Raw genomic sequence first — 12,904 nt, forward strand, 5'->3', positions numbered from 1 at the left:
CTGTGGAGGTCAAGCCTGGGGTGTGGCTTGACCTCCACAGCGACACATGGTTGGCCCTGTGGGGTCAGGTCGCCGGGAAGGATCGGCGTTGCCTCCCCTTCCCGGAGTCTGCCTCGCCGGCGAGGCGCCGCGGTTCAGCGGCGGGACGCTGACCCGGCTGGAGGCCATCGACCGAAGGTCGATTCAGCCCAACCAGCGAGACGGCTGCCGGACCGGACGGGCTAGCGCCCGAGTGGTGCGAATGGGCCTACATCCGGAAGCCGCCCTCTGCCTTACGGCAAATTCGCTTCACGCACGGCCGCGTTGGGAGCGGGGCTTGACGGCAGGGCGGCTTGTGGCGTTACGAGGCAGCGGTTGGCGAATCGGGCGGTGCGGTGCTGAGCACCTTCCCGCTCCGGGCGTTAATCCATTCCTGCACTCGTCTGCGCTTCCAGTACCGAGTCGACCCCTGTACGGGTGCGGGTTCTTCGCGGTCGGGCAGGGGAAGATAGCCGTCCTCGCCGCGGTCCCACGCGGCCTTGCTCATTCCGACGTACTTGTCCCACCCGCCCTGCGTGATGGTGAGAATCTCCCGGAACTCGGTGGCGGAGATCAGCTTTTCGGGGTCGCCGTTGAGGTCGACGTGGTGGACCCGCGCTCGGGAGGATTCCACGATCTGCGGTAGGAGGACATCCCGGACGTGCTCCAGCTCGTCGATGGGAAACCACGCCTTCTTGTCCTGCTTGACCGACGCGGGCCAGCCTGACCCCTGGGCGCGCTGCTTCGGCGACGTCTTGAGCCGTACCGTCTGTTCGGACCGTCCGGTCAGCTCGGCTGCGCCGGCTATGTCCGTGTGCGGCCGGCCACCGATGTTCCGGATTTCCATGCCTATCCCTGCCTGCGTCGGTGGCCACAGGTTGAAACGGCCGGGGAACATCATCCGAACGGATGAAGCGGCAACCCCCGGCCGCCTGAATCAACCAACAACTCCAACCGCAATACCGCCGATCGGCGGACGTGTGGCCGAAGCGGCCCCGATGGTAGCAGCCTGGCCGACGGTCGCCAGGAGATCGAGCGGGCGGGGCGGCACAAGCTGTCGACGTACAGGTCGACGTGCACAGCCAGGCACAGCTGAACGTGCACGACGTGCGAGCGGGCGTGGATCCTATGGCGTATCCGCTTCTGGCTCCCCTCTGTGTCAAGACACCGCCGGGAGGAGAGTTCTATCCTGGGTCTCGGCGGGTCCGGGAAGTGACTTCTCCGAAGAGCCGGCTGGGGGATGAGAGCCGGTCACGCTGGAGCCAGTTGCCGTTCCCCGGTGTCCTCCCGGGCCCGCCGCCGTGGCCACCGCGTCGCTGATCATGCACCGGTAGACGATGTCGGACAGGCGTCGTTTCAGGGCGCGCATCGCTTCCATCGATGTCTTGCCGGTGGCCTTCTTCCGGTCAAAGTAGGCGCGTCCTTCAGTGGGGTTGCGCAGCTGGACGGTGGCCATGATGTGCAGCACCCGGTTGATCTGCCGGTTCCCGGCACGGGAAAGCCGGTGGCGTACCTGCTCGCCGGAGGACGCGTCGATGGGGGCGGTGCCGTTCCAGGAGGCGAAGTGGGCCCGGTTGGGGAACCGAGTGATGTCACCGACCTCGACCAGCAGCCGGGCGGCGCCGGACGGCCCGATGCCGTGCAGGTCCATCAACGTGGTGCCGGTAGAGGCGACCAGGTCCTTCAGTTCCTTGTCTGCCTCCTTGGAGCGCCGGTAGACCCGTTCGAGGTCGGCGATCAGCTCCGCGGCGACCCGGCGGCGGGCCTTGCCGACCGCGTCACGGGGCCGGACCGTGGCCAGTAGTGCCTTGGCCTGGGCGGCGGACAGACTCTTCTTCGCCCCACCGGGGATCAGCTCGAGGAGCAGTTGATGCAGCTGGGACACCATCCGGGTGTGGTCCTCGCCGAGGGAGCGGCGCCGGTCGACCAGAATCCGCAGCAGAGCCAGCTGCTCGTCGTTGACGACCGGGCGCAGCCCGGCCATGCGGGTGCCGACCAGCGCGATGGAATGGGCGTCGGTGGCATCAGTCTTGCGGCCCTGCCCGGTGGCGAACACCCGTGCCCGGGCGGACAGCTTCGGCGGGACGTCAACGACCTGCTCGCCGTCGGCGAGCAGCCGGTTGGCGATGTGCCGGCCGATGCCCTGGCAGCCCTCGATCGCCCAGACCCGGTTCGGCCACTGCCTGGCGTACTTCCTCATCGCCGTGTAGCCGTCGCGGTCGGTGTCGAACCGGCCGCCGCCGACGACCGTCTCGTCGCCGGCCATGACCTCGATCGTGGCAGAGCGCTTGTGCGGGTCCATCCCGATGACCACACGATCTGACGTGACACTCAACGCGTCCTCCGATGCTCGATCCATCTCGGTTGTCGAGCCGGGAGGGCAACGCTACTTCGAGCAGAGCAAACCCCTCTTGAGCCTCTCCCCGCCCTGGGGCGACGCCCGGGCCGCGCAGGCCAGATGAGAGCCACACGACCAGCGTGGGCAGCCGAATTGAGAGCGACAGCCCGGGCGCCTCGACCGAAGCCTGGCCGGGCAACGGTCGCAGGTCAATGAAACAAGTAGCCGAATTGAGTGCGCCGTTATGCGAAAGGCCATGATCATAGAGACACTTGCCCGACCTAGCAATCTGGCAGGACAAGCGCCTCCCAGTCGATCGTGAGCTGACCGTTTGATTGCTCCATTACACGCATAGCCTTTAACACGGCTGACCGCACGATCTCTTCGGTGACGGCGACAAACTCCGCTAGGCTCACCTGGCGGTCCTGAAGCCTGAGGTCCTTGGGCTTGGGTTCGGTGCCGTGAGCGTACTTGCTGCGCAGACCGTAGCCGCGCTTCATGTGATCGAATATCTGCTGCCTCGACCAATCCAGGGCTCCATCTGTGCCCCACAACGCCGCGCGCAACGCAAGCCGGTAGCTAAGTTCGAGATTATCGGCGTCGGACAGGTAGAACGCCTCAGCCGCAATAAAGACGTCGAGCAGACGATCTTCAGCCAGGTCCCTGTGAGCGGCGAGACCCAGCCTACGGACCGCGAGAGCGAGGGCCTTGTTCCGAGCGAAGGCAGGATGGCGGATCATGGTATATGTGCGGCGGAGATTCTGCGTCAGCTCGGGCGAGCCCTTGACATCACTGACGCCGACGACGGAAGGATAGACCCGTAGCGGCGACCAACCGTCGTCGAGCAGGGAGGTGGCTGCTGGGTCCTTGAAGGTGACGAATCCGACGACCGAAACCCTCCTTCCAGTCAGCACGGCGATCGCGTCAAGCACGGCTCGCCCTTCCTTCTCCCGTTCATCCCACTCGGGCAAATCGCGGTGTGGCTCTCTCTCGTCGGAAATCGGGTCGAAGACGACGCGGGGCAGCGTCCATCTTCTCTTGATTACGCTCGCTTGCCGTTCCGCGAGGTTGAAGGTCGATGTGCTCACCATGGGAAACTCCGGCCTCAGCATTCCGAGCTTGAGCCCACGAATTACTTCCTCTGGTGTCGCCCTTTCCAGCGTTAGGCCGGGTGCAAGCTCGATGACTCCTCCGTCGAGGACCAGACCGTCCAGGAAGTGGATGCTGTGGAAGTGGACCTGGGACGCTTCGAGGGAGGATGCGAGGTGCTCGAATCTGCGGTCGAAGAACGTTGGGCCGTAATCGTCGAGCTCTTCTGGTGCCGGCAGGACACTCGCCGCCAGCCGCCAAAAGTCAACACGACTCTTGCCGAGAGCGGATCCGACCAGCTTGTCAAGCACAGCGGCGACGGGTGGGCAGTGGCCACCGGCCGCTCTGGCCCGAGCGTAGCTGTCGAGCTGTCGGACCCGGTCGAGGCCGGCGAAACTCCACCTCGTGTCGGTTCTGGGTTGAACGCAGTAGGTGTCGGCGCCGGCATACTGCCAATCCTCGTCAGCGTCAACGGCCCACACCGCGTCAGACGACATGCGGAAATGGGCGACTGCTTCGTCGGCCCAAGACTTTAGTGCACTGTAGAACTCTCGCAGGTCGGCACTCATCAGGCGCTCACTCTATACGCGTCAGGGTCATTGCGTTCTCGGGTAGTCGCTGGTCACTGCGGTGATGAGGTCGTGAGGACGGCGGTTGGCGCGTCTGGTCGCACGGGCGATGTTCGCGTCGCCGTTGAGACGGTGGAAGCCGATCGAAGTGTTACGGAGGGTTGCCATAACCGCCGGGCCGTCGCCGGTCCGGGCCTGGTGGAGGTCTTCACGGAACGTGACGTCGCGGACGTGGTGGACCTGGTTTTCGATCAGCCATTCGCTGCGGGCCCAGTCCTCGGGTCAGTGGGCTGGGCGTGTTCGGCCGGGAGCGAGACGGTGTAGTACGCGGCTTCCCGGGTGGTCTTGCCGGCGAGGGTGCGGGTACGGGTGATCCGTACGGCCTGATGGGCGTGCGGGAATAGCAGGCCGCCGGGGGTGGCGACGGTGACGGCCTTGACGGTGCGGGTCTCCCGCCGGCCGTGGCCGGCCTCGCGGCGGCGGTCGCCGACCGGGACCTGTGCCCAGGGCAGGGCCTTGAGCTGGGCGAACACGGTGGGTTGGTTGCCCTTTGTCGCGATGAGCAGGTAGGCGCCGCGGCCGGCGAGCTCAGTCGCGTGGCTGGTCTGCGTGTGGAGCGCGTCGGCGACGAGGACCAGACCGTTGAGGCTTCCCAGCACGGCTTCGACCGCGTCCAGCAATGGGGTGAACGCGGGGATTTCGTTGCTCTTGGCGGCCACGGTGACCTGGGCGAGCACGATGCCGGTGCTGGTGTCCAGTGCGGACAGTAGGTGGACCTGACGGCCGTCGGCACGGCGGGCGCCGCGCAGGGTCTTGCCATCGACGGCAATGACGATCCGGTGCCGCCGGGGCCGGGGCGCGGTCGGCGGTGGGGTGCGGGTGCGCAGCCACCCGGCGAGGACCGTGGCCAGGTGGTCGGCGTCCAGCCGGATCAGCAGCCGCCAGATCGTGGTCGCGGCCGGGACCTTGCGGATGAACCCGAGCCGGGCCCGGGCGAGGTCGTCGAGGTCGTCCAGCCAGTCGGCGATCGCCGCGTACGACGACGCGCCGGCCAGCACGGCGCACACCGCGACCCGGGTTCCACAGATCAGGTGGCTGGCTAGTCCGCGAAATCGCGGGTTGAGCTGGGGAAACGTGGGTTGGCCCGGTGGCGGGGCGTGTCACTAGGCCGGGGTGTTCGTGCTGGTCAGGAGGTTGCGGGGGTGGCCTCGAAGACACGGCGGGGCTCGGGCAGGCCGAGGGCGGTGAGGATCTTCTTCTGGCCGGTGGTGAGTTCGGTTCGCTGGCGGAAGGAGCCGGCGGGGCCGGTGAAGGTGCCCAGGTGAAGGCGTTGGAGTTCGTCGCGGACGGCGGGCCAGGTCTGTCCGGTGCGGGTCTCGGTGATGCGGATGAGCAGCAGGGCGAGCCAGCAGAGCAGGACGTGGGCGCGGATGCGGTCCTCGGCGCGGTGGTAGACCGGCCGCAGGTCGATGATCGATTTCATGTCCCGCCAGCCGCGTTCGACCTCGAGGAGTTGCTTGTAGCCCAAGGCGATGTCCTCGGCCGACAGCTTCGGGTCGGAGCAGCGCAGTAGGAACTTGCCGTCCAGGTTGGCCTCGGCTTCGACGGCCTTGCGGTCGATGCGCAGCAGCCCGCCGGGGGTGGTGCGCAGGTAGCGTTTCAGGCCGGGCTTGGTGGAGATGACGCCGCGTAACTCGGCGCGCTTGTCCCGGCCGAGCTTGTCGGAGCCGTTGATCATCTCGTCCAGGATCGCGACCATGCGGGCCCTGATCGCGGCGTCGCGGACGGCGGCCTCGGGGTTGAAGCAGATCACGAACCGGTCGTCGGCCAGGTCGCCGGACAGTCGCACTTCCTTGACCTGCAGGTTGTCCGCGACGTGTCGGTAGCGGCCCTGCCGCGACAGCGCGGCGTCGGCCTCGGGCGTGCCGCCGCGCAGCTTCTCACCGAGGATGTAGTGCCCGCCGGCCTTCTGCAGGTAGCGCCGGTTCTGCTCGGAGGTGAAACCACGGTCGGCGACCCACACGATCCGCGACAGCGACCAGTCCCGCATGTCGTCCTTGACTTGTCGTATCAGGGCGCTGTCTGACGTGTTCCCAGGCCAGGCCCAACATCTGACCGGAATGCCGGTGCGGGTGACGGCCATCCCGACCACGATCTGCGGCAGGTCGCCCCGGGAGTCCTTCGACTTGCCCCAGGTCCGGAACCCGGTCTCCTTCACCGCCGGGTCGCCGTCGCCGACCCGCATGCCCCGCTCGTCGCGGGCCACCGGCTCGTCGGCGTCGGCGGTCTCGAAGTAGGTGGAGGTGGTGTCGAAGAACAGCAGGTCCACCTCCAGGTTCAGCAGATCGGCGGTGTTGTCGAACACAATCCGCCCCAGCTCCGGTTCGGCGTTGATCAGCCAGTCCATCGCCCGGTAGCAGGACTCGTCGACCACGGGCAGGTCCAGACCGTCGATCACGACGTCGTGGGCGATCCAGCGGGTCGCGGCCAGCTTGGACGACGGAGCCAGTGCGCGGTTGGCCACCAACGCGAACAGAATCCGCTCAACCCGCGGCTCCATCCGCGTGTCGGCCAGCAGCCGCCGCATCGCCGCGTCGATCCCCAGAGCGCGCCATAGTCCGTCCAGCGCGTACGCCCCGCCCAACATCCGGGAGTCGGTGAACCGCAGATCCGCCGAAGTGGTCGACGCCAGCGCCTCGCCCGGCCCCAACAGCCGGCACAGCGCCGCGACCAGCCGCCGGATCCCCGCGACGTCGAGCTGGTCCTCCCGGCCGAAGGAGTACAGCACCTTCGTCCGCGACACCTTCGCCACCGGATCCCACTCGTTGTGGGCCAACTGCAGATAGCCCACCGTCTGACCGTCCGCCACCCGCCGGGTCGAACGCTTCACATACACGATCAGTGACCCTAGCGATCAAGCCACTAGGACATCAAGACAAAGCCCCACCTCACTACCGGTGAACGCACGATCCGTGTCACTAGGGGATTTCAGCGCTTCCGCTAGACCGCAGCGCCCTGACCAGCGACAGGACCGGCAGACGTGCCACAGGACCGCGATCATCTGTGGAACCCCGGCGCGACGGTCAGCAGCCCGACGAGGGGGGTACCGCGCCCCACGCGGTGATCGGGGGTCCGAGATCGTCGACAACGCGTGCTGAAGTCCAGTTCGTTCACCGTCGTTCACCGGATGCGGCGACCTGTCGACCGAGGTGAGGACTGCGGACAGTACTGGGATCGGGCATGCTGACATCGCGGGTGAGGTCCTCAAGGTGTCCGGGAGCGTCGAAAAATCCATGATCACCTATGGGTCTCACCCGCCTCATTCGCTCCCACAAGGGGCCGCTCACCTCACGAGTCACCAGCTCAACGGCACCCTGGCCGAACACGCAATGACCCTGGATCCACCATGGACTGCCTGCCGGGTTACGGTACATGCCGTAGATACTCGGGGAAACTGATGCCCAACTGCGTGAACGCCGATCTGGCCTCGACTTCGAATGGCTCGTCCGCAGGGTTGTTCAACTCCCGAATTGCCCTCTGGTAGGCGCTGTAGACCGCTTGAATCTGCCGTCGCTCACCCTGCCTGGCGTGAACCAGTGCCAGGATCCGGGCGACCCGGTCCGAGTGGAGGATCCAATAGCTGTGGTGGTCGACAGGTCGGTACTCGACGGCCGTCGACAGGGCGACGAGGATGTGGGCGGGATCGAGGTGAACGACATCCTCTTCGATGGTGCACATGATCAATGCTTGCACCCGGTCGTTGTTTCGGAAAAGCCGAAGACATATGGCGTACGCCGCTGCCAGATGTCCGTGCGAAGCGCTTTTGGAGCCCCGGGGCGCGAGCAGGAGTTCTAGAAGGGCTGCGGCGTCGGTGCCGGGTGATGCGGGGGCATAGAACTGGACGCGGTCGGTTCCCACGTGCCGCCAGAAGGGTGCGAGACTGTGCGTCAGAACGGTGGTCGGGCCGCCGTCTGCCCGGAACGCCGCCTCCCGCAGCCACGTGCCAACCCTGCTTTCTGCGGAGAAAGACAACTCCCGGTACAGCTCGCCCGGCGCGTCTTCATTGAACAACCTCTCCAAAGGGCCGATTGGCAACGATTCGGAGAGTTTGACCACAGCACCGCCTTCCAGCACCAGGTGACCCTCGTACCACTCGGCAACCATGACCTCATGCTCGGGGTCCTCACCCGAGCCGACGAGATCTTCGCAAAGCCGGTACGTCATCCGCATGGTCTGCCACAGGCTGCGCCACCCGTCGCTCGGAAGCTGGCTCTCCCAGAGCAGCGCGTGCGAGCGCCACGACAACCCCTGGTCGGGTGGAAACAAACGTGCCGGATTGACGCCGTTCGGCCTCACCAGCACCACGAGCGTGACCAGGTTCGCGGTGAACGCGGCGTGCCGTGCCGACACCGCCTGCCGCACCGGCTGGTAGTTCGCGAGAGACCACGTCGGATGAGGAAAGCCGGCGTCGCGCAGCAGGACGAGCAGGAGGGCGTGACATTGGTCGCGGATGTCATGGGGGAGCCGCGACAGTAGCACGCGACTGAACTCGACGACCGGTGCGCGGCCGGTCAGCACCGCAAACGACAGCCAGGCGTACAGCGGCCCGGCGTCCAGTGCGGCCGGATAGTCCCGCCGTGCCTGGTGCGCCTGCTCCTTCGCCAGATCAACGAGGGTTCCCACCACGCGACGAGCCAACAGGAACTCACCGAAGGTCGCGTGCAGGAACTCGAAGCTGCGCTCCGGGGCGTCAGTTTCCTCCCGAGCCCGCGACTCGTGGATGAAGAAGAACCGCCCCACGAGTAGCTGCGCTGCGGTCAGGGCGCGCTGGTACCCGTCGGGCCGGGCCGGCTCGACACGGTCGTCGCCCAGCAGTTCGTGTAGGTCGGCGTCGAGTTGTTCCTCGGTGATGATCTGGGCGCCACGCGTGAACATCGCCAGGGCGATCAACTCCAACCGGCGGATCTCCCGGGAGACTGCCACGCGCTCGCCGTCGGTGGGCGCGGCAGGCTCCCGCTTGCCGATCTCGCGGCGGGCGAAGTCGGTGAACAGCCGCTCGTACAACTCGGCCCGATCGAACCCATCGGCCGCACGTTGCAGCGCGTTGTCCCGGGCGTCGTACAAGGACAGCATGAGCAGCAGGAGCGGCTGTTCCGCCAGCTCTCGGTAGCGCAGTGCGACGGGGGTGGCCAGCGGTTCGAGTGAGCGGCGGGCGAGGCCGGCGGTGTTGGTCGTGGCCCACGCGTCCAGCCACCGACGGATCTGTGTCTCGTCGAAGGGCTCGATGCGCAGCACGATGCTGCCCTCCGGGACGCGCACCCGGTCGGCGACAACGGTACGTGAGGTCACCAGCACGACCAGCGGGCGCCCTAGTTCTGCCTCACGTCGCTGGAAGTCACGGACCTGCTCCAGGTAGTTCGCCCGGTTGGCCCCGGACGCCTGGAGCAGCTCGTCGTAACCGTCGAGCATCACCACGGGCAGCGCGCCGTCCGCCGAGCGCACCAGCTCGGGCCAGTTCACCGGCTGCCCGACGGCCTGGTAGACGGCGCTCTCGATCTGGTCCTGGACCGGCGCGTCCGCGGCGACCGACCGCAGCTCCACTCGCACGGCCAGGAAGTCCTCCGGTGGGAGGTTCGCGGCGAGGACCCGGCTCAGCAGCGATTTGCCCGATCCGGGCTGGCCGAGCACGAGCAGTGGCGAGGTGACGGCCTCCGGGCCGGTGAGGTACCCGGCCAGGAAGGGCTGGAGGTCGGTGATGGCGAGCGCGTCGGCCCACCACGTCTCGGCGGCTACCGGGGAACCCTGTTTGGCAGCACGTATCCGTGCCCGCGGGTTGACGTAGAGGGCGGTGGTGGGGGGCATGGTCACGCCGTCTGGCAGGTCGCCGATGTCCAGGATGGGCTGGTCGAGTGCGAGGCGGTACCGAGACGCGAGGTCGATTCGGCGGGCGGCGGTGTTTCCGGTCGTGAGATCCGCCAGCAGCGTACGGACGCCGGCGAGGCCCGTGGTCAGCTCGGCGAGCTGTTGCCCGAGTGCGGTGCCGATGCGTTGGGTGGTGGCCCGGCCGGCGGCCGCGTCCGTCATCGCCGCCCAGATGGCGAACTCCGGCACCTCAGCGGCCAGCGACCGGTAAGCGATCTCGTACCGGCGCAGCGCCGCACCTGCGACGTCGATCCTCGGCTGCCAGCCGACGAGGTACGCGTCTATTCCCTGGATGGCGTCCTCGCCGCCGACGAGATTGCTGATGAAGGTGCCGACCGATCCCATCAGATCTCGGTAGTAGGCATCGAGCTGACCCCTGAGCAATTCGAAAGGCACGAGCGGCGTGGGCAGTGGCACCTGGTTGTCCACGAGCGCCGACAGGATGCCACAACGTTCGAATTCTGCAGCGGTCCTGGCGCCCAGGGCGACCTGCTCTGCGAGAGTGATCTCCAGCCGGGCGGGGTTGACGTGCATCGTGGTCAGGGTCTCGTCGAACGCCTCGAAGAACGAGCTGATCACGATTACGGTGTGGGCGGCGACCAGGCGCTGCGTGCGGTCGTAGCGGCCGAGCCCGGACAGGCGTTCGTGTAGGCCGCGCACCGCCTTGTTGCCCCAGTCGACGACCTCGTCGCGTAGCGCGAAGAGGTCGACGGCACTGAGTGTGGCAGCACTCAGCCCAGCGGCGCCCACGCCCGAGAGTCGGCCGAGAGCGGAGATGAACGGGCTGTCCCCGGCACCGAGCAGTTGTACGGCATCGGCATAGGTCAAACCGCGGCGCGACGAAGGTCGGAGCACACCGAAGTCTCCCACCTCTGCCGAAACCGGCGTACGGTCGCTGAGCTGGCATTGAGCACCGTAACGGTCAGCGCTGTGTCGGCCGAAGTGCGGTGCCCGGGGTCCGCAGCTGCCGGGGATTACCGCGAAGCGTTAGTACTGCAACGGCGGGTCGTAGCTGTGGCTGGTGGTGGCTCGTTGGTGGGCAGGGTTATTGCGTTCTGGGGTAGCTGCTGGTCACGGCGGTTATGAGGTCGTGTGAGCGGCGGTCGGCGCGTCGGTTGGCGCGGGCAATGTTGGGTTCGCCGTGGATGCGGTGCCAGCCGATTGCGGTGTTACGCAGGGTGGCCATGATGGCGGGTCCGTTGCCGGTGCGGGCCTGGTGAAGATCTTCACGGAAAGTCACATCTCGTACGTTGTGGACCTGGTTTTCGATCAGCCATTCCGCTCTTGCCCATTTCTGCAAGTCAGCGGGTTGGGCGTCGGCCCTGGGTGTCAGGGTTGGGTGAGACCAGCGGTTCAGAGCAAGTAGCCCTCCCGGGGCGAGGATGGATTTTCTCTCGATGACGATTTCCAGCGCGCAACGGTCCGTCGGGCACGATGGGGCCATGACCAGTGAGGGACCTCGAGCGGACCGGCCGCGACGTCGGTCGTTCACCGCGGCGGAGAAGCTGCGGCTGCTCGCCGGATACGAGCAGGCCGTCGCCGAGGGTGACGGCAACGGCTACCTTCGCCGTAACGGCTTGTACTCGTCGCTGATGAGTGAGTGGCGTCGCGCCCGTGATGCCGGCCTGCTCGAGGGGAAGAAGCCCGGTCAGAGCGTCGGCCGCCCGAGTGGGGAACAGGCCGAGATCGCCCGACTGCGCCGCCAGTTGGAGCTGGCGAACCGGAAGATCGCCCGGACCGAGGCGGCGTTGGACATCATGGGAAAAGCACACGCGCTCTTGGCCGAGATCTCCGAGAGCGCGGATACCGACACCAAGCCGACCAAGCCCTGACCGATGCCTACACGGCGTTGCTGGCCGCGCAGACGTCGACTCGTGCAGCGGCCCGGCTGACCGGGATCGCCCGCAGCACCGCCCACCGACGCTTCCGCACCCCAGTGACGTGCGCACCGACGCCTCGGCCGGCGCCGGCGAACCGGCTGTCCGACGCCGAACGCGCCCGCATCCTGGCGGTGCTCGACAGCGACCGGTTCGTCGACACCACCCCGACTGAGGCGTTCGCGACGCTGCTCGACGAAGGCGTCTACCTGGCCTCGATCTCCACCCTCTACCGCATCCTGCGCGCCAACGATCAGGTCGTCGACCGGCGCCGCCAGGCCCGGCACCCCACCCGGGCACGCCCGGAGCTGACGGCCACCGGCCCGGGGCAGGTGTTCACCTGGGACATCACGAAACTGCCCGGACCGGCCAAGGGCGTCTACTACGACGCCTACGTCATGATCGACATCTGGTCGCGGTACATCGTTGGGCACCACGTCGCCGCCACCGAGAGTGCCGAGATCGCCCACGACTTCATCACCGAGGTCATCGCCGTGCACGGGGTCCCGCAGGTCGTGCACGCCGACCGCGGCACCTCGATGACCTCCAAACGCGTCGCGACGCTCCTGGCCGACTTGCACGTCACCCGATCGCACTCCCGGCCGCGCGTGAGCAACGACAACCCGTTCTCCGAAGCCGCGTTCAAGACCGTGAAGTACCACCCCACGTTCCCCGAACGCTTCGGATCCCTGGCCGACGCCCGCGCGTTCTGCGACACGTTCTTCAGCTGGTACAACCACGAACACCACCATGCCGGAATCGGCCTACACACCCCCGCCGACGTCCACTACGGCCACGCCGCCGCCCAACAGGCCCTCCGCGCCCACGCCCTCGACACCGCCTGGACCGCCCACCCCGAACGCTTCTCCCGCCGGCCCAGACCCAAAGCGCTGCACCTGCCCGACACCGTATGGATCAACCCCACCGAACCCGCTACCGATCAACCGATGCCACAAGCGGCGTAACACCCACTGGTCCCACCGGCCTTGACAAGTTGGGGCTGTCTCGCTAACGGTGTTTCCGGCGATCTTGGTTAGTAGGTTTCAGCGGCTGGGAAGCGGTCGCTGAAGGTGATGGCGAAGGCGTTCAAC

Annotated in this window: 7 protein-coding genes and 1 pseudogene; 1 reads left to right on the forward strand and 7 read right to left on the reverse strand. The window is 67.1% G+C overall.

The genetic code is table 11. The features are described from left to right. Positions 1-340: 340 nt before the first annotated feature. The 7 genes and pseudogenes from ABZ671_RS31535 to ABZ671_RS31565 form a co-directional block, all read right to left on the reverse strand. On the reverse strand, positions 341-919 hold the full coding sequence (locus tag ABZ671_RS31535; protein WP_357864954.1) for a hypothetical protein: 579 nt from the start codon (positions 917-919) through the stop codon (positions 341-343). Positions 920-1,177: 258 nt separating this feature from the next. Next, positions 1,178-2,284, reverse strand: a complete 1,107-nt coding sequence (locus tag ABZ671_RS31540; RefSeq protein ID WP_357864956.1) for an IS110 family transposase — start codon at positions 2,282-2,284, stop codon at positions 1,178-1,180. A 353-nt stretch (positions 2,285-2,637) separates the two neighbouring features. Beyond that, positions 2,638-4,014 (reverse strand): hypothetical protein, encoded by a 1,377-nt coding sequence (locus tag ABZ671_RS31545; RefSeq protein WP_357864957.1) that lies wholly within the window; start codon positions 4,012-4,014, stop codon positions 2,638-2,640. Positions 4,015-4,265: 251 nt separating this feature from the next. Then, on the reverse strand, positions 4,266-5,072 hold the full coding sequence (locus ABZ671_RS31550; protein WP_357864959.1) for an ISAs1 family transposase: 807 nt from the start codon (positions 5,070-5,072) through the stop codon (positions 4,266-4,268). 128 nt (positions 5,073-5,200) lie between these two features. After that, the gene (locus tag ABZ671_RS31555) at positions 5,201-6,910 is read right to left on the reverse strand and encodes an IS1634 family transposase (protein WP_357864960.1); all 1,710 of its coding nucleotides are present in this window, start codon (positions 6,908-6,910) and stop codon (positions 5,201-5,203) included. A 527-nt stretch (positions 6,911-7,437) separates the two neighbouring features. Further along, positions 7,438-10,764, reverse strand: a complete 3,327-nt coding sequence (locus tag ABZ671_RS31560; protein ID WP_357864962.1) for a hypothetical protein — start codon at positions 10,762-10,764, stop codon at positions 7,438-7,440. A 217-nt stretch (positions 10,765-10,981) separates the two neighbouring features. After that, a pseudogene (locus ABZ671_RS31565) lies at positions 10,982-11,206 on the reverse strand (ISAs1 family transposase); the annotation flags it as partial. Positions 11,207-11,333: 127 nt separating this feature from the next. On the opposite strand from ABZ671_RS31565, the gene ABZ671_RS31570 reads away from it, so the two are divergent. After that, positions 11,334-12,778 (forward strand): IS3 family transposase gene (locus ABZ671_RS31570; protein WP_357864964.1). Its coding sequence is split into 2 segments (ribosomal slippage): positions 11,334-11,703 and positions 11,703-12,778, totalling 1,446 coding nucleotides; the frame shifts between segments, so codons are not numbered across the junction. The last annotated feature ends 126 nt before the right edge of the window (positions 12,779-12,904 follow it).

It is taken from the genome of Micromonospora sp. NPDC006766, assembly GCF_040636055.1.
Lineage (GTDB): Bacteria > Actinomycetota > Actinomycetes > Mycobacteriales > Micromonosporaceae > Micromonospora.